Here is a 23,394-nt window from a genome sequence, read left to right as displayed (position 1 = left end):
CGGTCTGCGACGATCCGATCGACCAGCGGCACCGCGACATCCTCCCCGATGTGGTGTGGGGCGACGGCGACCCGGAGGGCGTGCGCCGGCGCGCCGCCGAGGAGATGAAGAACACCGCCCGGCTCGCGGCCAAGCTGGGCGTCACGACGGTCACCGGCTTCACCGGCTCGGCCATCTGGAAGTACGTGGCGATGTTCCCGCCGGCATCCCAGGAGATGGTGGACGCCGGCTACCAGGACTTCGCCGACCGCTGGAACCCGATCCTCGACGTGTTCGACGAGGTGGGCGTGCGGTTCGCCCACGAGGTGCACCCCAGCGAGATCGCGTACGACTACTGGAGCACCGTGCGGACCCTGGAGGCCATCGGGCACCGCGAGGCCTTCGGCCTGAACTGGGACCCGAGCCACATGGTGTGGCAGGACATCGACCCGGTCGGCTTCCTCTGGGACTTCAAGGACCGCATCTTCCACGTGCACTGCAAGGACACCAAGAAGCGCCTCAACGGCCGGAACGGCCGCCTCTCCTCCCACCTCGCGTGGGCGGACCCGCGCCGCGGCTGGGACTTCATCTCCACCGGGCACGGCGACGTCCCGTGGGAGGACGCGTTCCGGATGCTCAACGCGATCGACTATCGGGGCCCGCTCTCCGTGGAGTGGGAGGACGCCGGCATGGACCGCATGGTCGGCGCGCCTGAGGCGCTCGAGTTCGTCAAGCGCCTCTCGTTCGACCCGCCCTCGGCCGCCTTCGACGCCGCCTTCAGCACCAAGTAGCGGATCGCGCCTGGTCAGGAGAGAAGACAGGAGGATGACCGTGGCAGGTCAACAGATCGTGGTGGTCGGCGATGCCCTCATCGACGAGTTGCGGGACGAGCGCGGGTCCCGCGACTTCGTCGGGGGAGCGGCCCTCAATGTGGCGGTCGGCCTGTCCGTGCTGGGCTTCTCGCCGACCCTCCTCGCGATGGTCGGTGACGATCCCGATGGCGACGAGATCCGCGCGTTCCTCGCTGAGCACGGCGTCGGCCTGATCGCGACGCGGGCCCCCCGCGGGTCGTCGCGGGCGGTCTCCGACCGCTCGGAGGGGGAGCCGCGCTACATCTTCAACGACGCGGCGCTCAATCGGCGGATCGGCTTCGACGCGCCGCAGCGTCAGGCGCTCCGCGAAGCGGACCTGGTCCTCGTCAGCTGCTTCCCCTTCGACGACCAGTTCCAGGCCGATGCGCTCGCCGAGTCGGTCGCTGAGCCCGAGCGACGGCTCGTCCTCGACGCGAACCCCCGCCCCGGCCTCATCCACGACCTGGACCGGTTCGCCACCAACGCGAACAGGGCGAGCGCCTCCGCCGCCCTGGTGAAGATGGGCGACGAGGACGCCGAGCTGCTCTACGGCACGAGCCTCTCCGACGCGGAGATTCTGCTGCTCGGGCTCGGCGCCTCCGCCGTCCTCGCCACGGCCGGCCGCCACGGCGCCAGCATCCGGACCGCGGACGGCATCCGCGTGCACGAGTCCATCGTGTCCCTGCCCGGTCCGATCGTCGACACGATGGGCGCAGGCGACGCCACCCTCTCCTCCGTGGCCGCGTCGCTGCTGTCGACGGGGGAGCGCGGCGAGGAGTTCTGGCGATCGGCGCTCTTCCGCGCCATGGCGATCGCGGCGGCGACGTGCCGGGCCGAGGGCGCCCTGCTGCGCCTGCCCGGCGTCGGGGAATAGCGGACCTCGCGCGAAGGTTCTCCTCTGGGACGCCGTCCGGTCGATGCACTCCCCATCGCACCGATCCGGGATGCGGGGTAGACTCGTCGGGTCCCCCGCCAAGCGTCCGTCGTGACGCCGGCCGTCCTGCCCGAGTGCAGGTGGCTGCGGGATTCCTTGAGAGAACAGGCTGAACGGCTTATGGACAACTAATGAGCGACTCGAAATGAGTTCCTCTCACCGCTAATGGTCTCCCCTGTCTGGGGTGACCCCAGACAGGAGAAAAGTGCCAGCAAAACCACGCGTGCACGAGGTCGCGAGCGATCTCGGAATCGACACGAAGGTGGCCCTCGCCAAGCTCAAGGAGATGGGCGAGTTCGTCAAGGGCCCCTCGTCGAGCATCGAACCCCCGGTCGTCCGCAAGCTGCGGGCGGCCCTCGAAGCAGAGGGACTCACCAAGGCCGCCGCGCCGAAGGCTCCCGCAGCCACGCCCGCGCCGGCTCCCGCCGCAGCGCGTCCCGCGCAGGCTCCGGCTCCCGCAGCGGCCCAGGCTCCCGCGGCCCAGGCTCCCGCTGCGCCGTCCGCGGCTCGGCCCGCTCCGCGCGCCGAGGCACCTCGCACTGAGGCACCTCGCACCGAGGCACCTCGCACTGAGGCGCCCCGCACCGAGGCGCCCCGCACGGGCGCCCCGCGCCCCGACGGCCCCCGCGCTCCCCAGGCGCCTCGCGCGGCCGAGCCGCAGCGTCCCGCTGCCTCTGCCTCTGCCGCTCCCGGCGCACCCGAGGCCGGCGGCGACGCCGTCCGTCCCGGGATCCCGCGCCCCGGGCAGCCTCGACCCGGCAACAACCCCTACGCGTCCAACCAGGGCATGCAGCGCCCGGGTGCCCCGCGTCCTGGCAACAACCCGTTCGCTCCCCGCCAGGGGATGGGCGCGGGTGCCCCTGCCGGCATCCCGCGGCCCGCGGCTCCCCGCCCGGGTGCTCCCCGTCCGGGTGCGCCCGGCCAGGGCGCTCGTCCCGGCGCTCCCGGCGCTCGTCCCCCCTTCCAGCGTCCCGGCGGTCCGGGCGGCGCCCGTCCCGGCGGCGCCGGCGGCGGCTTCCAGCGTCCCGGCGGCGCCCCCAGCACGGGCTTCGGACCTCCGCGTCCGTCCGGTGCCGGCGGCGGTCGCGGCCGCGGACCCGGCGGTGGCACCGCTGGTGCCTTCGGTCGCGGCGGTGGCAAGAGCCGGGCCCGCAAGTCGAAGCGCACGAAGCGCCAAGAGTTCGAGATGCGGGAGGCCCCGTCGCTCGGCGGCGTCAGCGTCCCCCGCGGCGACGGCACGACCATCGTCCGGCTCCGTCGCGGAGCCTCGATCACCGACTTCGCCGACAAGATCGACGCGAGCCCCGGCAACCTCGTGACCGTGCTGTTCCACCTCGGTGAGATGGCGACGGCCACGGAGTCCCTCGACGAGGCCACCTTCGCGGTGCTCGGCGACGAGCTGGGCTACAAGATCCAGATGGTCTCGCCCGAGGACGAGGACCGCGAGCTGCTCGCCGGCTTCGACCTCGACCTCGACCAGGAGCTCGAGGACGAGACCGAGGAAGACCTGGTCATCCGTCCTCCGGTGGTCACCGTCATGGGTCACGTCGACCATGGAAAGACCCGCCTGCTGGACGCGATCCGCAAGACGAACGTCATTGCGGGCGAAGCCGGCGGCATCACGCAGCACATCGGTGCCTACCAGGTGTGGACCGAGCACGAGGGCATCGATCGCGCCATCACCTTCATCGACACCCCTGGTCACGAGGCCTTCACGGCCATGCGTGCCCGCGGTGCGCAGGTGACGGACCTCGCGATCCTGGTGGTCGCGGCCGACGACGGCATCATGCCGCAGACGGTCGAGGCTCTGAACCACGCGCAGGCCGCAGGAGTTCCCATCGTGGTCGCGGTGAACAAGGTCGACAAGGAGGGCGCGAACCCGGCGAAGGTCCGGCAGCAGCTCACCGAGTTCGGGCTGGTCGCCGAGGAGTACGGCGGCGACACCATGTTCATCGACGTCTCGGCCCTCGCCGGCACCGGCATCGAGGAGCTCCTCGACGCGGTGCTCCTCACCGCGGACGCGGGACTCGACCTCCGCGCGAATCCGAACAAGGACGCGCGCGGTGTGGCCATCGAGGCGCGACTCGACAAGGGACGCGGCGCCGTGGCGACCGTGCTCATCCAGTCGGGAACGCTGCGGGTCGGCGACGCGATCGTCGCGGGCACGGCCTACGGCCGCGTCCGGGCGATGATGGACGAGAACGGCGACCCCGTGCTCGAGGCCTACCCGTCCCGTCCCGTCCAGGTGCAGGGCCTGTCCACCGTCCCCCGGGCCGGCGACACGTTCCTCGTGACCGAGGAGGACCGCACCGCCCGGCAGATCGCCGAGAAGCGCGAAGCCGTCGAGCGCAACGCCCAGCTGGCCAAGGCCCGCAAGCGCATCTCGCTCGAGGACTTCACCCGCGCTCTCGAAGAGGGCAAGGTGGACGCGCTCAACCTCATCATCAAGGGTGACGTCTCCGGTGCCGTCGAGGCGCTGGAAGAGGCGATGCTCAAGATCGAGGTGGACGACAGCGTCCAGCTGCGGATCATCCACCGCGGGGTGGGTGCCGTCACGGAGAGCGACGTCAACCTCGCCACGGTCGACAACGCGATCATCGTGGGCTTCAACGTCCGTCCGGACAACAAGGCCCGCGAGCGTGCCGCCCGCGAGGGTGTGGACATCCGGTTCTACTCGGTCATCTACGCCGCGCTCGAGGACATCGAGAACTCGCTCAAGGGCATGCTCAAGCCCGAGTTCGAAGAGGTCCAGTCGGGCGTCGCCGAGATCCGGGAGGTGTTCCGCTCCTCCAAGTTCGGCAACATCGCCGGTGTCATCGTGCGGAGCGGGACGATCACCCGCAACGCGAAGGCGCGGGTCATCCGCAACGGCATCGTCGTGGGGGACAGCCTCGCCATCGAGTCGCTGCGCCGGTTCAAGGACGATGTCACCGAGGTCCGCACGGACTTCGAGGCCGGCATCGGCCTGGGCAAGTTCAACGACATCCAGATCGGCGACGAGATCGAGACGATCGAGATGAAGGAAAAGATCCGGGCCTAACCGCCCGACCAAGTGCCCGTTCCGGCGCGGAGTGACCCCTACAACGGGCACTTCGCGCCGGAACGGGCACTTCACTTACCCGAAGGGAGTCAGTTGTGGCCGACAACACGCGAGCCGCCAAGCTCGCCGACCGCATCAAGGAGATCGTCGCCAAGCGGATCGACAAGGGCCTGCGGGATCCTCGCATGGGCTTCGTCACCATCACGGACGTCCGCATGACGGGCGACCTGCAGCACGCGTCCATCTTCTACACCGTCTACGGCTCCGAGGAGGAGCGCGCGGACAGCGCCGCGGCCCTCAAGGCCGCGACCGGGCTGCTGCGCACCGAGGTGGGCAGGAACATCAACTCCCGGCTCACGCCGTCGCTGGAGTTCATCGCGGATGCGGTGCCGGAGAACGCGGCGCACATCGCGGCGAAGCTGGAGGAGGCGCGTCAGCTCGATGAGAGGACCCGCGCCCTCGCCGCGTCCGCCCAGTACGCGGGGGACGAGGACCCGTACGTGAAGCCCCGCGACCTCGACGAGGACGCCGGCTGACCGCAGTCGGCTGATACCGCCGACCTGCCGACTTCTGTCGCAGGATCGGCGATTTTCGCGACCGAACTGGGCAGTTCGAGATCCGGACGGAGCGCCGCAACCCGCCGCGGGAGCCGGGTGGCAGTCCCCGCGACGGGAGCGGCAGCGCTCTAACGCCAGTCTCGAAGCCGAAGGATCCGGCTGTCGCGTGCAAGGAGCGCCGGCGACCGGGTGGCGGGCCACCGGCGACTCGGGAAGATCCTCGTACGCCCGGGCCGTCCCCGGCAGGCCCAGTCCGGGGGGAACCCGTTCGGGAGGTGGCTAGGGGAGGGACAGCCCGTCCCCGGAGCGCACCGCGAGCCCATCGGCGAGGAGACCCTCGATCGCGCGGCCGCGTCGTGCGTCATCCGGGCACGCCTCGCGCAGCTCGTCGTCCGCCAGCGGAACGGTCGACGCCCGCAGCGCCCCGAGCAGAGCGCCCCGCGCCTGGCGGTCCGAGCCCTCGTAGCGCTTCTGCGGCACCCGCCGCGTGCCCTCGTACTCCGGATAGCCGGCGAGCCGCCACGCACAGCGGTCCTGGAGCGGGCACGCGTCGCAGCGGGGGACCCGTGCTGTGCAGACGATGGCGCCGAGCTCCATGACGCCCGCGTTGAACGCCTTCGCATCCGCGAGCGACTCGGGCAGGTGCTCGGCCATCAGCGCGAGATCACACCGCGTGGACGGCGGGCCAGGGTCCGCATGTCCGCCGACCGCCCGGGCCAGCACCCGGCGCACGTTGGTGTCGACCACCGGGTGCCGGTGCCCGTACGCGAACGCCGCGACCGCGCGCGCCGTGTACGGCCCGATGCCGGGGAGGGTCAGCAGGACCTCGACGTCCTCCGGGACCCGGTTCCCGTGCTCCTCCGCGATCGCCGCCGCGCAGGCGTGCAGCGCGAGCGCCCGGCGCGGATAGCCGAGCCGTCCCCAGGCCCGCACCGCCTCGCCGGGCGGCACCGACGCCAGGTCGGCGGGGGTGGGCCAGCGCTCGAGCCACTCCAGCAGGCGCGGCACCACTCGCGCGACGGGGGTCTGCTGGAGCATGAACTCGCTCACGAGCGTGCCCCACGCGCTGAACCCGGGGCGGCGCCACGGCAGGTCCCGGCTGTTCTCCTCGTACCAGGCCACGACGGCGGGCGCGAGGGGGAGGGGCACCGGGACACTCTAGGTGCCCTCCCGGACGCCGCCGCCTAGGGTGAAGTCATGACCCGCTGGGCTCCCGCGAAGAACGACGTGCTCGACGAGCTCGCCGCCGAGATCCGCCACAACTACCCGCACGGGCGCATCGCTGTGGCCGTCGACGGGATCGACGGGTCAGGAACCGGCGCGTTCGCCGACGACCTCGCCGCGGCCTTCGAGCGCTCCGGGGTGGCCGCGGTGCGAGCCTCCATCGACGGCTTCCTCGCACCGATCGCACCGGCTGGGGATGCGGCGGCGGAGCGCTACTACTCGGCCGCCTACGACTACGAGGCATTCCGCGCGCACCTCGTCGGCTCGTTCCACGCGGGCCTGCCCTTCCAGGTGACCCTGGACGGGCCGCCGGTGGCAGGACCGGAGGGCGACGCGGTGCTGGTCGTCGACGGGCCTCTGCTGCTGCGACCCGAGGTCCTCGGCGTCTGGAACTCGACCGTCTGCCTCTACGTCCCTGCTGAGCAGGCCTTCGAGGCGACCGGCACGGCGGATGTGCGCCGCGAGGCGCAGCGCCTCTACCTGAAGCGGGTGCAGCCCCGGGTCAAGGCTCACGCCAACGTCGACAACACCGACCCGGACCAGCCCCGCCGCACCTTCAGCGACAGCTGCTGAGGACTCCGCGGGCCCATCCGTCTCACGCCCGGCCCCTGTCGCTCAGCAGGCAGAAGAGCCTCCAGCAGGCAGTCCAGCCCGGACACGGCGGGCGCGGGGACAGGATGCCTGCTGAGCGAGAGTCGGCGGGAACGAGGGGGACAGGCGCGCAGGAGCGGTGGGAGGCTGGCAGGGTTCAGCCCGAGAGGAAGCTGCCATGCACGATCGACCGCCTGCTACCGCCGCCGTCGCGGACGCCTCCCTCCGGCTGGGAGTCCCCGTGCGGATCGGGCCCGCCCGGCTTCGTGCGCTGCAGCCCGATCAGCCCTTCAGCGGGCCCGCCCGGCCGGTCACCCACCTCGGCAGCGTCGACGTGATCCTCGAGACGATCGACGACGCCCCCGCCGGCGGCGTGCTGGTGGTCGACAACGGTGGACGGGAGGACGAGGCCTGCGTCGGTGATCTGCTCCTCCTGGAGGCGCAGGGTGCGGGGCTCGCCGGAGTGGTGATCTGGGGCCGCCATCGCGACACGGCGCAGCTGCGGCGGATCGCGCTGCCGCTGCACAGCCTCGGCGCCTACTCCTTCGGGCCTCGGCGGGTGCCGCCCGCGGGCCGGAGGATGCGCACCGCCTTCCTGGATGGTGCGCAGGTCACGGAGGACGATCTCGTGGTCGCCGACGACGACGGCGTCCTGATCCTGTCCGCCGACCGCGGCGACGAGGTGTTCGCCCTCGCCCGCGAGATCGAGGCCGTGGAGTCGGCGCAGGCGGACCGGATGCGAGGCGGCCTGAGCCTCCGCGAGCAGCTCGACTTCGCGGGCTATCGGGAGCGGCAGCGCACGGACCCCGACCTCACCCTGCGGCGGCATCTGCTCGAACGGGGCACCGCGATCGAGGTCTGATCGCTCCGACCGCCAGGCGGCCCGGCCCGGTCGGCCGATCCCGGTATGGGCGTAGATTCGATGCATGCTTCCGATCGGATTCGGCGCCTCGCCGTATCACGCAGACAGGAGGTCCAGCCGTGGCTGACCGCTTCACCAGGGCGGCGGACGCCCTCACCCGGTGCGATGGGACCGCCGCCGCAATGACCGGCCCTCTGCTCGACGCCGTCGGCCTCGACGGCGTGTCCATCTCCACCATGGGCGAGTTCCTCGGCACCGAGACGCTCGCGGCCAGCGACGACCAGGTGGCCCGGGTCGACGAGCTGCAGTTCGATCTCGGCGAGGGGCCGTGCTGGGACGCCCTCGCGCTGGGGCGGGCCGTGCTGGAGCCCGACATCCGGGCGACGCCTCGCCGGTTCTGGCCGGCCTTCTCTCCTGCCATCGCACAGGAGGAGGTCGGCGCGATCTTCGCCTTCCCGCTCCTGATCGGCCCCTTGCGGGTCGGCGGAATCGACATGTATTCGACCGAGCCCAGGGAGCTGACCGCGGAGGACACGGCTCAGACCGAGGTGCTCGCCGGAATCGTCGGCCGGCACGTGCTCCGCCGCGCTCTGCGCGAGGCGGGCGGCGAGGATCTGCCTGGATTGGGCAGTCGCACCTCACGCAGGGCGGTCCATCAGGCGACAGGGATGGTGATCGCCCAGCTGGGCATCTCCGCCGACGACGCGCATCTGCTGATCCAGGGTCGCGCCTTCGCCGAGGGACGGCCCATGCGCGACGTCGCAGAGGACGTCCTCGCCAGGACGCTGATCTTCACCGTCACTCCGGACGGGATCGAGGAAGACCGATGACGCCCACTCGTGAGGGGCGCCTGTTCGACGCGTTCGCGTCCCTGGCCGACACCATGGTGGTCGGCTACGACATCGTCGAGCTGCTGCAGACGCTGGTGGAGACCTGCCAGTCCCTCCTCGACGTCTCGGCCGCCGGCATCCTGCTCGCCGCCGCGGACGGCGAGCTCGAGCTCGTCGCCTCCACCAGCGAGCAGAGCACGCTGGTGGAGGCCATGCAGCTCGCGGCGGAGCAGGGGCCCTGCATCGAGTCCTTCACCACCGGGGAGGTCGTGTCCCTGCCGGACATCGAGCACAGCCCGCCGGAGTGGGCGCAGTTCCAGCGCGTGGTGCGCGAGCAGGGCTTCCGCTCCGTCTACGCCATCCCGCTGAAGCTGCGCGACACCACGATCGGCTCGATGAACCTGATGCGGACGGAGACCGGCGAGCTCAACCCCGAGGACGTGCGGGCCGCTCAGGCGATGGCCGACATGGCCACGATCGGCATCCTGCACCAGCGGGCGCTGCGCGACAGCGACGAGACACGGGAGCAGCTGCAGCGGGCGCTGAACAGCCGCGTGCTCATCGAGCAGGCCAAGGGAGTGCTCGCACAGACGCACCAGATCTCGATGGACGAGGCGTTCGCCCGGCTGCGCTCCTTCGCCCGCGCGAACCGGCAGCCGATGGGCGACGTGGCCGAGCGCCTGGTGCAGCGCACGCTCATCTTCTGAGCGTGCCGGCCACGGTCGCCGCTACAGGTCCAGCCAGTCCTCGAGGTGGGACGAGAGGTAGTCGTTCTCGATGAGGGGAGGGTGGATCCTCCGCAGCTCCGCCGCGCGGTCGACGAGGAGCTGCACCGTCTCGGGATCGGTGACGTCGTCCCCCGGAGCGGTGACCGGCTCGGCCAGCAGCTGAGTGCCCGGGCCCACGAGGAGCCGCACGTGGCTGCGGCCGCCGAGTTCGCCGTGCGCCGGGATGTGGACCACGTCGTACTGGCCGGCCTGGGCGAGCGCGCACGCGTAGTCCAGCAGGGCGTTTGCGATCTCGTCGCCGGTGATGAACGACCGCGCGACGCACGAGATTCTCTCGGCCATGACTGCCCCGGTTCTGGCGCGATCGCGCCCTGGATGGACCCGGGGTCTGGGGGTGGTCTCTGCAGGAAGGCTAGCACCGGATCCGGTGGAAATGCGGGGCTCTTCTCAAGCCGGAATCCGGCGAACCACCTCGGCGGGGAGCAGGAATTGGCCGGTGCGCTCGACCTCGTGCACGAGGCCGGTCAGCGCCTCGTTGACCGGGGCCGTTCGCCCTGCGGCCTGGGCGGCCGCCAGCACGGCTCCATTGAGGTAGTCGACCTCGGTGAGCCGCCCGCGGCGGATGCTCTGCAGGGTCGAGCCGGGGTTCGGCACGCTGCCCATCCGCCGAGCCATCAGCCGCGGCAGGGCCTCGGCGAGGAGCGGGGGGGCGGCGCCGACGAGCCGCAGCAGCGGATCGCTCAACCCGCTCATCGTGCCGAACCGGACGCCCGATGCCCGTCCAGTCCGGACCGTCTCCTGGATCGAGCGGGTGAGCAGCCGGCGCAGCCCCCGGTCCGCGACGACCTCCTGCACGCTGAGCCCGGTGATGGCGGGCAGGGCGTTGACCTGGTTCACCACGAGCTTCGTCCACTGCAGGCCGCGGAAGTCCCGCACCGCGGTCGTGGGCAGCGCGGCGGCCAGGACGGCGACCGCGGGATCCGCGGCGTCCGCCGGACCGACGTAGAGGGCCCCGCTCGCGGTGACCCGGACCTCGCCCGGCGAGAGCAGGGACGCGGCGAACAGGGCGAGGCCGCCGAGGATCCGCGCATCGGGCAGCACCGCCAGCGCCGAGGGGATCGCCTCGAGCCCGTTCTGCACCACGATCAGCGTGCCGGAGCCGGCCGCGCCTGCGCTCCCGGAGATGGCGGCGACCGCGTCCATGGCCTTGGTGGTCACGAGCACCAGATCCTGCGGCTCGGTCAGCCTGTCGGCCACCCGGACGGACGCCGACAGCTCGCCGAACGCGCCGGACACCCGGATGCCGTGCTCGCGCACCGTCTCGGCTGCGTCGCCGCGGAGGGTGACCGTCACGTCGTTGCCCTGTGCGGCCAGCAGGGCGGCGAGGGTTCCCCCGACGGCCCCCGCACCCAGGACGCCGACCCGCACGCCCCGATCCTAGCCGGGGCCCCGCCGCACCCGCGGTAGAGTGCGAGCATGCCCGGCGCGAAGGACTCCGCGCCCGCCGGCCCCACCGGGATCCTGCTCGTGGACAAGCCGGAGGGCATCACGAGCCATGGCGCCGTCGCCCGCGTGCGGCGGGCCTACGGCACCCGCAAGGTGGGTCACGCCGGCACCCTCGACCCGATGGCCACCGGGCTCCTCGTGCTCGGGCTCGGCGCCTCGACCCGACTGCTCACCTACTTCGTGGGACTCGGCAAGACGTACACCGCCACCATCCGGCTCGGACAGGCGACGAGCACCGACGATCGGGAGGGCGAGCCGCTCGGCGAGCCCGTCTCCGCGCTGCACGTCAGCGACGCCGACATCGCGGCCGCGATGGCGACCCTGACGGGCGCGATCGAGCAGGTGCCCAGCTCGGTGAGCGCGATCAAGGTCGACGGCAAGCGAAGCTACGCCCGCGTCCGTGCCGGGGAGGACGTGGTGCTCCCCGCCCGTCCGGTGACGGTCTCCGAGTTCGCCCTGCTCACCCGCACCGAGCCGGCGGACGCCACGGCGGGCGCCGTGGACCTCGAGGTGCGGGTCGCCTGCTCGTCCGGCACCTACGTGCGTGCCCTCGGTCGCGATCTGGGGGCGAGACTCGGTGTCGGCGGTCATCTCACCGCCCTCCGGCGCACTGCGGTGGGGCCGTTCTCGGTCGCCGATGCGGCCGAACTGGACGCCCTGGACGGCGCCCTCCTGCCGCCCGCCCCGGTCGCCGAGGCGCTGTTCCCCGTTCTCCGGCTCGACGAGCGCGCCTCGGTGGATCTGGGGCACGGCAAGCGGCTCGCGGTCGAGCTGCCCGACGCGGCTCCCGTGGCCGCCGTCAGTGCGTCGGGAGAGCTCGTGGCCCTGGTGGAGGTCCGCGGGGGAGTCGCTCGCGTGCTCACGGCCTTCCCGCCGTCCGGCGGCGCTCGCGATGTTCAGGCCGCCCCGGAGGAGGGGACAGGATGATCGCCTGGTTCACGATCGTGCAGATCGTCGTCGCCGTGCTCGCCGGGGCGCTGGCGGTAGGGGTGGGGCTCGCCAAGCGCCCGCCGTCCGACCTCACCCTCGGCGGGGCGGCGCTCGTGGGCGTGCTGCTCATGGCACAGGTGGTCGTTGCCGCGTTCGCCCCCGCTGCCGGAAACCCGCCGACCGGGAACCCCTACGAATTCTGGGCGTACCTGATCTCCGCGCTCGTGCTCCCGCCCGTGTCGATCCTCTGGGCGCTCGTGGAGCGGAGTCGCTGGAGCACCGTCGTGGTCGGGGTCGCGTGCCTCGCCATCGCCGTGATGCTCTACCGGATGCTCGTGATCTGGACGGTGCAGTCGGCCTGACGCAGGGGCGGCGGGGACTGCGGGATACTGGGGGAGCCATGACCTCTCCTTCGCCCGCTGTGCGCCCGCGTCGTCGCGTGACCGGGGTGGGAGTGGTCCTCGTCGCCGTCTACGGCATCCTGGCCTTGGCTGCGACGGGCCGCTCCACGGTGCAGATCCTCACCGACTTCTCGGAGGCGCCCGTCGCCTACGCGCTCTCCGCTCTCGCGGCGGTGGTGTACATCGTCGCGACGGTCGCGCTGCTGGCGCCCGGCACCGTCTGGTACCGCGTGGCCTGGATCACCATCTCCTTCGAGCTCATCTTCGTGCTCACCGTCGGAACGCTCAGCATCGTCGACGCGGACCTCTTTCCCCGCAACACCGTGTGGTCCTACTTCGGCCTCGGCTACCTGCTCGTGCCTGTGGTGCTCCCGGTCCTCGGCATGCTCTGGCTGTCGCGGCACCGACCTCCAGCGGGAGGCGGGCGGCTTTGATCGTGATCGACCGGCTCGATGCCGTCCCGGCCGGCCTGGGGCCGAGCGCGATCACGATCGGCAAGTTCGACGGGGTGCATGCCGGGCATCGGGCCGTGCTCGACATGCTCCTCCACGAGGCGCGGGCGCGAGGGCTGGCCGGCGTGGTGGTCACTTTCGACCGCAACCCGCTCGCCGTGCTGCGGCCCGATTCCTGCCCGCCGAATCTCGCGAGCCTCCAGCAGAAGCTGGAGCTGCTCGACGAAGCCGGCGTGGACGCGACGGTGGTCCTCGAGTTCGACACCCGGCTCGCGGACTGGACCCCCGAGCAGTTCGTCGAGCGCATCCTGGTGAGGGCCCTCGAGACCCGCCTCGTGCTCGTCGGCGCCGACTTCCGGTTCGGTGCACGCGGCTCGGGGACCCTCGCCACCCTCGAGGCGCTCGGCGCGCAGCACGGGTTCGAGGTGCTCGTCGTGCCCGACGTGCTGACCGACGGAGCGCGCGCGTCCTCGAGCCGCATCCGGTCGCTGCTCGACGCGGGCGACGTGGAGGCGGCGACGCGGCTCCTCGGCCGGGCGCCACGCATGCGGGCCGAGGTCGTGCCGGGGCTCCGGCGCGGCCGCGAGCTCGGCTATCCCACCGCGAACCTCGCCGTTTCGGCCGAGGGCCTCGCCCCGGGCGAGGGCGTCTACGCCGGCTGGCTGGTCGACACGTCGGCTCCCGGCCGGCCGCGCTATCCCGCCGCGATCTCCGTGGGCACCAACCCCACCTTCGACGATGTCGAAATCAAGCAGGTCGAGGCGCACGTGCTGGACGAGGACCTCGACCTCTACGGCCACGTGGTCGAGGTGGCGTTCACCCATCGGCTCCGCGGCATGGTCGCCTATGCGGGGATCGGCCCGCTCATCGAGCAGATGGGCCGCGACGTCGACGAGGCGCGCACCCTGCTCGCTCAGGCCTAGCACCGCTCGACCACGGCGGTCAGCTCGCCGAGCCCGCGCCTGCCCCGGCCCTGCTCGGCGCGGTCGCCAGCGGAGCCGCGCCAGGAGCACCTCCTGCGCCGCCGACGGGGGAGGGGAGGGGAAGAGCCGCACGAGGCGTCTGGCGGAGGTCCCCCAGACGAGCTCCTCCACCACCGGCTGGACGCTGAGCGGCGATCGCCGGCCCGGATGCAGCGTCGGCCGCTGCCAGCCCGACGGAGGCGGGGCGTCCAGCAGGGGTGCGATGCCGAGCAGCGCGAACGCGATCCTCGGGCGCCAGTCGCTCGAGACCGAGGACTCGTCCCCCGAGTCCACGCCGCTCTGCGGCGGCTCCCGCCAGAAGCCGGCCGTGGCCTCGGCTCAGGTCGGGCCCGACTAACATGAATCGGTGACCGAGCCGAGAACAGTCCCGGTCTGGGCGGGCCGCATGCTGGCCCTCACGGGCATCGTGATCCTCGCCCTGAACCTCCGCACCGCGGTCGCCTCGCTCTCACCCGTGCTCGACGAGATCGGATCCGACGTCCCGCTGACAAGCGTGGGGATCGGCATCCTCGGCACCCTTCCGCCCGTGTCCTTCGCGGTCTTCGGCCTGCTCGCACCTGCGCTTGCGCGACGCATCGGGCTGGACCTCGCGATGCTGCTCGCGGTTCTGGCGATGGTCGTTGGGCACCTGGCCAGGGGTTTCGCCCCGAACTACCCGATGCTTCTCGCCTCGAGTGCGCTCGTCCTTGCGGGCGTGGGGATCGGCAATGTGCTGCTGCCGCCAGCGGTCAAGCGCTACTTCCCCGACAGGATCGGCACCCTCACCGCCGTCTCCGCCGCCCTGATGTCCCTGAGCACGGCCGTCCCCGCACTCCTCTCCGCGCCGCTGACGGCCACCGTGACCTGGCGCGGCGACCTCGCGGCCTGGGGCGTCGTCGCGCTCATCGCCCTCGGACCGTGGCTCGCACTCTGGCTCAGGGAGCGCCGTGCCGCCGCCGACCGGCGGGACGCCGGGACCATCCTTCCCGAGGGCGAGCATGTCACCGGCCTCTGGCGCTCGCCCGTCGCCTGGGCGTGCGCCACCGTGTTCGCCTCGTCGAGCTTCAACGCCTACGCCCTGTTCGCCTGGCTGCCGCAGATCCTCAGCGACACGGCCGGCTCCGATCCGTTCACCGCGGGAGCGCTGCTGTCCCTCTACGGCATCGCGGGCCTGCCCGCGGCCATCCTGGTGCCCCTGATCGCGGTGCGCATCCGCAACACCGGGCTGCTGGTCTACGCCGGCGTCGCCTTCTTCGTGGTGGGCTACTCCGGCCTGCTGCTCGCGCCGGCGACCCTCACCGCGCTGTGGGTGGTCCTCGCCGGCTTCGGACCCCTGCTCTTCCCCGTCGCGCTGATCCTCATCAACATCCGCAGCCGCTCCCCGCGGGGCTCGGCCGCGCTGAGCGGCTTCACGCAGGGCATCGGCTACTCGGTGGGCGCCACCGGTCCGCTCCTCGTGGGCGTGACGCACCAGCTGACCGGCTCGTGGACCGTGCCGATCCTGCTGCTCCTCGTGATGGGCCTCGCCGCCCTGCCCGCGGCGGTCGCGCTCGCCCGGCCGAGGACCGTCGAGGACGACCTCGCCCGGATCCGCAGCGACCGTGAGGTCGTGACCCGCTAGAGCAGTCCCTTGGTGTGCCAGACCGTCTTCAGCTCCGTGAAGGCGCTGATCCGCTGCAGGCTGGGCGCCGCGGCGTCGGAACCGTCCTCGGGCGTCAGCACCCGCTTGAGCGTCTCGGCCGCGGCCACCTGCAGGGCCACCCAGTCGAGCGCTCCCGCGCCGACCAGGTCGAGCGCGTTCACGTCGGCATGCGAGGCGAGCCAGGGCGCCATCTCGGCCGGCGAGCCGGTGAGCACGTTGACCACGCCGCCCGGCACGTCGCTCGTGGCGAGCACCTCGCTCAGGCTGATCGCCGTGAGCGGCGCGCTCTCGCTGGCGAGCACCACGACGGTGTTGCCGGCCACGAGGGCGGGAGCGATGGCGCTCACCAGCCCGACGAGCGAGTGCCCTTCCCCCGACTGCGGGGCCACGATCGCGACGACCCCCGTCGGCTCGGGCACCGAGATGTTGAAGTAGGGGCCGGCGACCGGGTTGCCGTTGCCGAGCGCCTGCGCATACTTGTCCGCCCATCCGGCGTACCAGACCCAGCGGTCGACGGCGAGGTCGACCGCGGCCTCGGCCTGCCGTGAGGAGAGGTCCTCCGACTGGACGAGCTCGTCGACGAACTGCGCGCGGCGGCCCTCGAGCAGCTCCGCCACCCGGTAGAGCACCTGCCCGCGGTTGTACCCGGTGGCCGAGGACCAGCCGGAGACGGCGGAGCGGGCCGCGACGACCGCGTCGCGCGCGTCTTTGCGGGAGGCCTTCGCGGCGTTCGCGAGGAAGCCGCCGGCGCGCGTGGCGATCTCGTAGGTCCTGCCCGACTCGCTCCGGGGGAACTTGCCCCCGATGTAGAGCTTGTAGGTCTTGGGGACGGTGAGGCGGGTCACTTGACTCCTCCGGGATTGGGCGCGAGGTAGGCGGTGAGCCCCTGCTTGCCGCCTTCGCGACCGTAGCCGGACTCCTTGTAGCCGCCGAACGGGGATGCCGGGTCGAACCGGTTGAACGTGTTCGACCAGACGACGCCCGCCTTGAGGCGATCGGCGACGGCCAGCACCCGGCTGCCCTTGTCGCTCCAGATCCCGGCCGACAGGCCGTACGGCGTGTTGTTCGCCTTCGCGATCGCCTCCTCCGGGGTGCGGAAGGTCAGCACGGACAGCACCGGCCCGAAGATCTCCTCACGGGCGATGCGGTGGCTCGACTGCACGCCGGTGAAGATGGTGGGCGCGAACCAGAACCCGTTCGCCGGGATCTCGCAGGCGGGGCTCCAGCGCTCGGCGCCCTCCGCCTCGCCGGCCGCGGTGAGCTCCTTGATCCGGTCGAGCTGCTCCCGGCTGTTCACCGCGCCGATGTCGGTGTTCTTGTCCAGCGGATCACCGAGTCGCAGGGTGGAGAGCCGGTGCTTGAGCCGCTCGATGACCTCGTCGTGCACGTTCTCCTGCACGAGCAGGCGCGAGCCGGCGCAGCACACGTGGCCCTGGTTGAAGAAGATCCCGTTGACCACGCCCTCGATGGCCTGGTCGATGGGGGCGTCGTCGAAGACGATGTTGGCCGCCTTGCCGCCGAGCTCCAGCGTGAGCCGCTTGCCGGTGCCCGCCGTGGTCCGGGCGATCTCCCGGCCGACATTCGTGGAGCCGGTGAAGGCGATCTTGTCGACGTCGGGGTGCCGCACGAGGGCCTGGCCGGTCGCTCCTGCGCCGGTCACGATGTTGACGACGCCCGGGGGCAGGTCCGCCTGCTGCAGGATCTCCGCGAAGAGGAGCGCGGTGAGCGGCGTGGTCTCGGCGGGCTTCAGGACCACGGTGTTCCCGGCGGCCAGCGCGGGAGCGATCTTCCACGCGAGCATCAGAAGCGGGAAGTTCCACGGGATGATCTGACCGGCGACGCCCAGCGCCCGCGGGGCGGCGCCGAGCCCCGCGTAGTCCAGCTTGTCCGCCCAGCCGGCGTAGTAGAAGAACCAGGCGGCGACCAGCGGGATGTCGAGGTCGCGGCTCTCCTTGATCGGCTTGCCGTTGTTGAGGCTCTCGGCGACCGCGAGCTCCCGGGCGCGCTCCTGCACGAGGCGCGCGATGCGGAAGAGGTACTTGCCGCGATCGGCTCCGGAGAGCTTCGACCAGACCCGGTCGTAGGCGGTCCGTGCCGCCTGCACCGCGAGGTCGACGTCGTGATCGTCGGCCGTGGCGATCTCGGCGATGCTCTCCTCGGTGGCGGGGGAGATGGTCGTGAACGGCGTTCCGTTGCCGTCCACGAACTCTCCGTTGACGAAGAGCCCGTAGGACGGACGCAGATTGAGGATCGCGCGTGATTCGGGCGCGGGGGCGTAGTCGAGGAAGCTCATGATCCCTTGGTCGTCAATCGATGGTCACGTAGTCGGCGCCGGAGTAGTGCCCGGTGGAGATCTTCTGGCGCTGCAGGAGCACGTCGTTGAGGAGGCTGGAGGCGCCGAACCGGAACAGGTGCGGCTGCAGCCACTCCTCGCCGGCGGTCTCGGCGACCGTCACGAGGTATTTGATCGCGTCCTTGGAGGTGCGGATGCCGCCCGCCGGCTTCACGCCGACCTGCTCGCCGGTCATCTGGTACCAGTCCCGGACCACCTCGAGCATCAGCAGCGTCATCGGCAGGGACGCGGCTCTCGGCACCTTGCCGGTGGAGGTCTTGATGAAGTCGGCCCCGGCGAGGATCGAGAGCCAGGATGCGCGGCGCACGGCGTCATAGGTTGACAGCTCGCCGACCTCGAGGATGACCTTGAGGTGGGCGTCGTCCCCGTCAGGGCGACGGCACGCGTCCTTGACCGCCACGATCTCGTCGAACACCTGCGAGTAGCGCCCGGAGAGGAAGGCGCCGCGGTCGATCACCATGTCGATCTCGTCGGCGCCCGCGGCGACTGCGTCGGCCACATCCGCGAGCTTGATCGCCAGGGAGGCGCGTCCGCTGGGGAAGGCGGTGGCGACGGCGGCGACCGCGATCCCCGGCCCGTGACCGGCGGCGCGGGCGCGAGGCGCGTGCGAGGCGCCGAGCGCCTCGACCGCTGTGCCGACGAGGTCGCCGTAGACGCACACCGCTGCCACTCGGGGGCAGGTCGCGTCGGAGGGATCCGGGTTGAGGGCCTTGGCCACGAGGGACCGGACCTTGCCGGGGGTGTCCGCGCCCTCGAGCGTCGTGAGGTCGACCAGCTCGATGATCCGGTCGAGCGCCCACGCCTTGGAGGTGGTCTTGATCGAGCGGGTGCCGAGGCCGCCCGCGCGCTGCTCGAGGCCGACCGCGTCGACCCCGGGGATGCCCTCGAGATAACGGCGGAGTGTCGTGTCGGTGACCGGCCCGTCGAGGAGGTCGAGCGCACGTGCGGCGCCGGCCGGGGACGTCGCCCTCGAGCCGGCTCCGGTATCGATGGTCACGGTGTTCTCCCGGTGGTTCGCGTGTGCTGCCGGAGAAGGGCTGGCGCCGTCGGCAACCGATCCAGACTACGGCAGTGTGCTCGGAAGGGCGCGTCGGCGCCCGTATCCTGGCCCGGTGGAACTGGCGCTGGCGCTCGATCTCGGCGGCACGAAGGTCGAGGCGGCGCTCGTCGACGCGACCGGGCTCGTCGTCCCCGGCTCGCGCTTCCGTGCGGCGACCGGAGCGGACGCCTCCCGGACCGCACTCGTGTCCGCGATCGGGCAGGTGCTCGAGTCGGCTCTCGCGTCGCTGCCGCACTCGTCCCGCCTCCTCGGCGCGGGCATCGGCTGCGCGGGTCCGGTCGACCTGGCGGCAGGCACGACCGCGCCGCTCAACCTGCCGGCTCTGGCCGACTATCCGCTCCGCGCCCTCGTCGAGGGACTCCTCCCGGAGGCCAGGGTGTCGATGGCGCTCGACGGCCTCTGCATCGCCCTCGCCGAGCACTGGGTGGGTGCCGGCCGGGACGTGTCCTCCCTCCTCGGCATGGTGGTCTCCACCGGCGTGGGCGGCGGGCTGATCGTGCAGGGCCGTCCGATGCGCGGCGGAACGGGCAACGCGGGGCACATCGGCCAGATCGAGGTGGCCGGCTTCACGCCGGAGGGCACGGCGGGCGACCCCGCGATGCTCGAGTCGCTCGCGAGCGGACCGAACGCGGTCGCCTGGGCTCGCGGCGAGGGCTGGACGGGCCGGACGGGGGAGGAGCTGGCCGCTGCGGCGGCCGAGGGGGACAGGGTGGCTCGCGCCGCGATCGAGCGGAGCGCCCGCGCGGTCGGTCGCGCGATCGCGTCGGCGACCGCCCTCTGCGACGTGGACCTCGTCGTGATCGGCGGCGGCTTCTCGCGCGTCTCGCCCGACTACCTCGACCTGGTGCGTGCGTCGCGGGATCTGGCCACGACCCCCGCCTTCGTGCGCCGGGCGGCGATCGTGCCGACCGGGCTGGGTCCTGACGGGCCGCTCGTGGGCGCCGCCGCCCTGATCCACCGCGCCCTGTCCGACTGACGTGCAGGCGGCACCGAGATCCGCGGGGTTAGCGTCGGTTCGATGCCCCTGTCGCCCCGCCGCCCGCCCGGTCGCGCACTCGCGCCCGGGCTGACCCTGCCGCTCGCCGTCGTGCTCGCCGGCTGCGTCGCCGCAGGTCCCGCCGCCTCGCCGTCCGCGTCGGCTCCTGGCCCGCCATGGAGCCCGAGCCCGAGTGCCGGTGCGGGCAGGAGCCCGAGCGTCGGCGAGGTTGTTCCTGACGTCGTCTACGGCAGGGCGGAGGGCTCCGACCTGATGCTCGACGCCTATCTGCCCGCCTCCGCACGGGCCGAGGCGGTTCCCGCGGTCATCGTCCTGCACGGCGGCAGCTTCGTATCGGGGGACAAGGGCGGCCTCGATGCAGCCCCCATCGCCCAGCTCCTGGCGCAGGAGGGGTACGCGGCCTTCAGCGTCGACTATCGGCTGCTGCCCGGACACCCCTACCCCGATGCGCTGCAGGACGTGCAGACCGCGATCCGCTGGCTGCGCCAGAGCGAACAGGTCGAGCGGTTCGGCATCGACCCGGCCAGGATCGGCGGCTTCGGCGGGTCGGCCGGCGCCATCCTCATCTCGGAGGCGGGAACCGCGGGGGAGGGACCGCTTGACGGCGGGGCCCGACTCGCCGCAGTCGTCGAGCTGTCCGGAGCGATGGATCTCACTCCCGCCGCCCTGACCGCCGACCTGCCGCAGGAGGAGCGCGAGGTCGGCCTCGCCTACCTGGGCTGCTCGGACCCGCTCGACTGCCCCGCCGCCGAGGCCGCCTCGCCCCTGTCGGCGGTGGACCCCAGCGACCCTCCGTTCTTCCTGGCGCACTCCGCTGACGAGGCGATCCCGGAGCAGCCAACTCTCGCGATGGCCGACGCCCTCCGCGCCGCCGGCGTGCCTGCGAAGCTGACCATCCGGCCGGGCTCGGCGCACTCGGTCCTGATGCTCGACGCGGGCCTCGTGCAGGACATCCTCGCCTTCTACGCCGCCTTCCTCTGACGGCCGGCGGATGCGGTCCGCGGGGAACGCGCTGTGAATCTCCAGTCAGGCGCCGTAGATTCGGGTCATGGCCGACATCGACAGCACGACGACGACCGTCTTCCTGGGGGACAGCCTCACGGAGCAGGGCAACTGGGCCGAGAGGTTCCCCGACGCCGAGGTGGTGAACCTCGGGAAGACCGGTGACACGACAGAGCAGGTGCTGGAGCGCCTGCACGAGGTGTGCGAGAAGTCGCCGAAGCGGGTGGTCGTGATGGTGGGCACCAACGACCTGGCCTGGCGACGATCGGTGGAGCAGATCGTGCGCAACATCGAGTCGATCCTGTGGCGGCTCCGCAACGAGCTCCCCGATGCCGAGATCCTCGTCCAGTCCGTGCTCCCGCGGGACCGCGAATACGCCGACCGGGTGCGCGACATCAACATCCACCTGCGCCAGTTCGCCCCCACGGTGAAGGCCGAGTGGGTGGACCTGTTCTCCGTCTTCGCCGACGAGGTGGGCGAGATCCGCTCCGAGTACAGCCCGGACCACCTGCACCTCAACGAGGCCGGGTATTCCGCCTGGGCCGAGGAGCTGCGCAGCTACCTCTGATCGAGGGCGGCGGAGAAGTCCCGCAGCGCATCGTCGCCGAACAGCACGAAGCGCACGCGCCGGATCCCTGTCGAGCCGATCGCCTCCCGCGTGGCGGCGACCGCGATCCGGGCCGCATCCTCCATCGGCCAGCCGTAGACGCCGGCGGAGACGGCGGGGAAGGCCACGCTCGTCGCGCCCAGCTCATCGGCCACCTGGAGGGAACGCCGGTAGCAGGACCAGAGGAGCCCGGAGCGGTCCTCCCGCCCGGAGTGCACGGGCCCCACGGTGTGGATCACCCAGCGGGCCGGGAGCAGTCCGGCGCCGGTTGCGACGGCGTCGCCGGTGGGGAGCCCCTCGGGGAAGCGCGTCGCCCGCAGCGCGCGGCACTCGGCGAGGATCCCCGGTCCCCCCGCCCGGTGGATCGCGCCGTCCACCCCGCCGCCGCCGAGGAGCGAGCGGTTCGCCGCGTTGACGATGACGTCGACGTCCTCGCGGGTGATGTCGCCGCGCACCGCCTCCAGCCGGGCGCCGCCTCCTGCCCCGGTCATCGCGCTCGCAGCAGGTGCTCGTAGAAGCCGACGCCGTCGAGCCAGGTGCCCACTCCGATGCTCTCGCCGCGCGCGTGCAGGGTGGCCCGGGCCGCCGCGAAGATGCGGAACGGGGTGAACCGGTAGACGGCCCCGCCGAGGGAGGCGAAGTGCCGGCTGTCGGTGGCGCCGAGCATCGTGTACGGCGTCACCACGACGCCGGGGTGGACGGCGCGGATGGCGGCCGAGAGCTCGTCCCGGAGGGGGCCGTCGAAGGGCGAGACCGGCGACGGCTCGGAGGGGTTCAGCACCTCGATGCGCACCCGCGGGTCCCGGATCGCGCGGCGCACCTGCGCGACCGCCTCCGCCACCGATGAGCCGACCGCGATCCGCACGTTGACGATGGCGCTCGCCCGCTCGGCGAGCACGTCCGCGCCCTCGCTGCCGCGCAGCTCGGTCACGGCGGCCGTCGTGCGCACCATGGCTCGCGTCTCGTCGGAGAGTCGGGCGAACAGCATGGTGACCAGGGGCTTGGTGTACCGGATGTGGCGGAACACGACCCGCTGCGGCCCGTGCGCGGAGTCGGCGATGGCGGCGACGAAGCCGACCGCGGCCGGGCTCATCCGCGCCGGGAAGCGCGCCCGGGTGAGCCGGGTGATCGCCCGGGCGAGGCGGGCCGGCGCGGTGATCCGTGGCGGCGTGGAGGCATGGCCGCCCGGCTGCTCCACGCTCAGCTCGAGGCTCGTGATCCCCTTCTCGGTGACGCCGACCACCGCAAGCGACCGGTCCACGCCCCGCACGAGTCCCGGCTCGACGACGGCTCCGCCCTCGTCCAGCACGAGCGCCGGCCGGACGCTCCGCCTCGCGAGCAGCGCGGCGATGGCAGCCGCTCCCGTGCCGGCGACCTCCTCGTCCGAGCCGAAGGCGAGGTACACGTCGTGCTGGGGCAGGAAGCCTTCGGCGACCAGGTCCTCGACCGCCTCGAGGATCGCGGCCAGCGCCCCCTTGTCGTCGAGGGTGCCCCGGCCGTGCAGGACCGCCTCCCGCAGGGAGCCGGTCCCCTGCGCGGGCTCGGGCTCCGCCGCGAAGGGCGGATGCAGCCAGCCGGCATCGGGAGCGGCGACCACGTCGTAGTGGGCCATCAGCACGGTGGGTGCGCCCGCGGACCGGCCGCGCCAGCGGTAGAGCAGGGAGTGGCTGCCGACCCGCTCGCGGTCGAGCGCCCCGTGCAGTCTCGGGTACAGGTCCGGGAGCAGGGCGAGGAAGGCGTCGAAGGCAGCCCAGTCGGTGGTGGAGGCGTCGAGCCGGGAGACCGTCGGAATGCGGAGCAGCTGCGGGAAGCGAGCGACCCGCTCCGCCCCCCGCACGTCCTCGCCGGGGGCGGGAAACGTGCCGGTCGGGGACATGGACAGCACC

At 72.3% G+C, this 23,394-nt stretch carries 25 protein-coding genes; 17 read left to right on the top strand and 8 right to left on the bottom strand.

The window, feature by feature from the left end; translation table 11 throughout:
- The 4 genes from JWR33_RS10825 to rbfA form a co-directional block, all read left to right on the top strand.
- Nucleotides 1–770: sugar phosphate isomerase/epimerase family protein (locus JWR33_RS10825; RefSeq protein ID WP_297411885.1), on the top strand; the 770-nt coding region annotated here is incomplete at its 5' end.
- Between the two features lie 40 nt (nt 771–810).
- Nucleotides 811–1,704: a PfkB family carbohydrate kinase gene (locus JWR33_RS10820; protein ID WP_297411883.1), complete on the top strand. Its 894-nt coding sequence runs from the start codon at nt 811–813 to the stop codon at nt 1,702–1,704.
- A 265-nt stretch (nt 1,705–1,969) separates the two neighbouring features.
- Entirely contained in the window at nt 1,970–4,804 is a 2,835-nt protein-coding gene (gene infB, locus JWR33_RS10815; RefSeq protein ID WP_297411881.1) for a translation initiation factor IF-2, read from the top strand.
- Nucleotides 4,805–4,899: 95 nt separating this feature from the next.
- On the top strand, nt 4,900–5,340 hold the full coding sequence (rbfA, locus tag JWR33_RS10810) for a 30S ribosome-binding factor RbfA (RefSeq protein WP_297411880.1): 441 nt from the start codon (nt 4,900–4,902) through the stop codon (nt 5,338–5,340).
- Between the two features lie 300 nt (nt 5,341–5,640).
- On the opposite strand, the gene JWR33_RS10805 is transcribed toward rbfA, so the two are convergent.
- Nucleotides 5,641–6,510: an A/G-specific adenine glycosylase gene (locus JWR33_RS10805; RefSeq protein ID WP_297411879.1), complete on the bottom strand. Its 870-nt coding sequence runs from the start codon at nt 6,508–6,510 to the stop codon at nt 5,641–5,643.
- 48 nt (nt 6,511–6,558) lie between these two features.
- On the opposite strand from JWR33_RS10805, the gene JWR33_RS10800 reads away from it, so the two are divergent.
- The 4 genes from JWR33_RS10800 (at nt 6,559) to JWR33_RS10785 (ending at nt 9,575) form a co-directional block, all read left to right on the top strand.
- A complete protein-coding gene (locus JWR33_RS10800; RefSeq protein WP_297411877.1) occupies nt 6,559–7,158 on the top strand; it encodes a hypothetical protein in 600 nt (199 codons plus the stop codon).
- 196 nt (nt 7,159–7,354) lie between these two features.
- Nucleotides 7,355–8,038, top strand: a complete 684-nt coding sequence (locus JWR33_RS10795; RefSeq protein ID WP_297411876.1) for an RraA family protein — start codon at nt 7,355–7,357, stop codon at nt 8,036–8,038.
- Nucleotides 8,039–8,157: 119 nt separating this feature from the next.
- Nucleotides 8,158–8,868 (top strand): GAF and ANTAR domain-containing protein, encoded by a 711-nt coding sequence (locus JWR33_RS10790; protein ID WP_297411875.1) that lies wholly within the window; start codon nt 8,158–8,160, stop codon nt 8,866–8,868.
- Nucleotides 8,865–9,575, top strand: coding sequence for a GAF and ANTAR domain-containing protein (locus JWR33_RS10785; RefSeq protein WP_297411873.1), 711 nt, complete (start codon nt 8,865–8,867; stop codon nt 9,573–9,575). Before JWR33_RS10790 ends, JWR33_RS10785 begins: the two co-directional genes overlap by 4 nt.
- A 21-nt stretch (nt 9,576–9,596) precedes the next feature.
- Here JWR33_RS10785 and JWR33_RS10780 read toward each other — a convergent pair whose 3' ends face one another.
- Together JWR33_RS10780 and JWR33_RS10775 are read right to left on the bottom strand one after the other, a co-directional pair.
- The gene (locus JWR33_RS10780; RefSeq protein WP_297411871.1) at nt 9,597–9,938 is read right to left on the bottom strand and encodes a hypothetical protein; all 342 of its coding nucleotides are present in this window, start codon (nt 9,936–9,938) and stop codon (nt 9,597–9,599) included.
- Between the two features lie 105 nt (nt 9,939–10,043).
- Complete coding sequence (locus tag JWR33_RS10775) at nt 10,044–11,024, bottom strand: 2-dehydropantoate 2-reductase (protein WP_297411869.1); 981 nt, start codon at nt 11,022–11,024, stop codon at nt 10,044–10,046.
- A 48-nt stretch (nt 11,025–11,072) separates the two neighbouring features.
- Here JWR33_RS10775 and truB point away from each other — a divergent pair, with 48 nt between their 5' ends.
- The 6 genes from truB (at nt 11,073) to JWR33_RS10745 (ending at nt 15,468) form a co-directional block, all read left to right on the top strand.
- Complete coding sequence (gene truB, locus JWR33_RS10770) at nt 11,073–12,029, top strand: tRNA pseudouridine(55) synthase TruB (protein ID WP_297411867.1); 957 nt, start codon at nt 11,073–11,075, stop codon at nt 12,027–12,029.
- Entirely contained in the window at nt 12,026–12,394 is a 369-nt protein-coding gene (locus JWR33_RS10765) for a hypothetical protein (protein WP_297411865.1), read from the top strand. The genes truB and JWR33_RS10765 overlap by 4 nt, the downstream gene beginning before the upstream one ends.
- A 38-nt stretch (nt 12,395–12,432) precedes the next feature.
- Nucleotides 12,433–12,867 carry a hypothetical protein gene (locus tag JWR33_RS10760; protein WP_297411863.1) on the top strand — a complete coding sequence of 145 codons (435 nt, stop codon included), beginning with the start codon at nt 12,433–12,435 and terminating at the stop codon, nt 12,865–12,867.
- Between the two features lie 2 nt (nt 12,868–12,869).
- Entirely contained in the window at nt 12,870–13,808 is a 939-nt protein-coding gene (locus tag JWR33_RS10755) for a bifunctional riboflavin kinase/FAD synthetase (protein ID WP_297411861.1), read from the top strand.
- A 262-nt stretch (nt 13,809–14,070) separates the two neighbouring features.
- A complete protein-coding gene (locus JWR33_RS10750) occupies nt 14,071–14,205 on the top strand; it encodes a hypothetical protein (protein ID WP_297411859.1) in 135 nt (44 codons plus the stop codon).
- 9 nt (nt 14,206–14,214) lie between these two features.
- Nucleotides 14,215–15,468 carry an MFS transporter gene (locus tag JWR33_RS10745; RefSeq protein ID WP_297411857.1) on the top strand — a complete coding sequence of 418 codons (1,254 nt, stop codon included), beginning with the start codon at nt 14,215–14,217 and terminating at the stop codon, nt 15,466–15,468.
- Here JWR33_RS10745 and JWR33_RS10740 read toward each other — a convergent pair.
- The 3 genes from JWR33_RS10740 to deoC are packed head-to-tail and all read right to left on the bottom strand — an operon-like array spanning nt 15,465 to nt 18,839.
- Entirely contained in the window at nt 15,465–16,334 is an 870-nt protein-coding gene (locus JWR33_RS10740) for an aldehyde dehydrogenase family protein (protein ID WP_297411855.1), read from the bottom strand. The two genes, JWR33_RS10745 and JWR33_RS10740, sit on opposite strands and share 4 nt — an antisense overlap.
- Nucleotides 16,331–17,782, bottom strand: a complete 1,452-nt coding sequence (locus tag JWR33_RS10735) for an aldehyde dehydrogenase family protein (protein ID WP_297411853.1) — start codon at nt 17,780–17,782, stop codon at nt 16,331–16,333. Before JWR33_RS10735 ends, JWR33_RS10740 begins: the two co-directional genes overlap by 4 nt.
- Before the next feature lie 13 nt (nt 17,783–17,795).
- On the bottom strand, nt 17,796–18,839 hold the full coding sequence (gene deoC, locus JWR33_RS10730) for a deoxyribose-phosphate aldolase (protein WP_297411851.1): 1,044 nt from the start codon (nt 18,837–18,839) through the stop codon (nt 17,796–17,798).
- Between the two features lie 115 nt (nt 18,840–18,954).
- On the opposite strand from deoC, the gene JWR33_RS10725 reads away from it, so the two are divergent.
- From JWR33_RS10725 to JWR33_RS10715, 3 genes are all read left to right on the top strand, one after another.
- The gene (locus tag JWR33_RS10725; RefSeq protein ID WP_297411849.1) at nt 18,955–19,878 is read left to right on the top strand and encodes an ROK family protein; all 924 of its coding nucleotides are present in this window, start codon (nt 18,955–18,957) and stop codon (nt 19,876–19,878) included.
- A gap of 42 nt (nt 19,879–19,920) precedes the next feature.
- Nucleotides 19,921–20,880: an alpha/beta hydrolase gene (locus JWR33_RS10720; RefSeq protein WP_297411848.1), complete on the top strand. Its 960-nt coding sequence runs from the start codon at nt 19,921–19,923 to the stop codon at nt 20,878–20,880.
- Between the two features lie 67 nt (nt 20,881–20,947).
- On the top strand, nt 20,948–21,469 hold the full coding sequence (locus tag JWR33_RS10715) for a GDSL-type esterase/lipase family protein (protein ID WP_297411846.1): 522 nt from the start codon (nt 20,948–20,950) through the stop codon (nt 21,467–21,469).
- Here the strand turns inward: JWR33_RS10715 and JWR33_RS10710 are convergent.
- Entirely contained in the window at nt 21,460–21,999 is a 540-nt protein-coding gene (locus JWR33_RS10710; RefSeq protein ID WP_297411844.1) for an O-acetyl-ADP-ribose deacetylase, read from the bottom strand. The genes JWR33_RS10715 and JWR33_RS10710 overlap by 10 nt on opposite strands.
- The gene (locus JWR33_RS10705) at nt 21,996–23,384 is read right to left on the bottom strand and encodes a M20/M25/M40 family metallo-hydrolase (protein ID WP_297411843.1); all 1,389 of its coding nucleotides are present in this window, start codon (nt 23,382–23,384) and stop codon (nt 21,996–21,998) included. The genes JWR33_RS10710 and JWR33_RS10705 overlap by 4 nt, the downstream gene beginning before the upstream one ends.
- Nucleotides 23,385–23,394: the final 10 nt, after the last annotated feature.

It is taken from the genome of Naasia sp. (assembly GCF_025465545.1).
Classification (GTDB): domain Bacteria; phylum Actinomycetota; class Actinomycetes; order Actinomycetales; family Microbacteriaceae; genus Naasia.
Note: the sequence above shows the minus strand (reverse complement) of the source record. Positions and strands in the feature narration are given on the sequence as shown.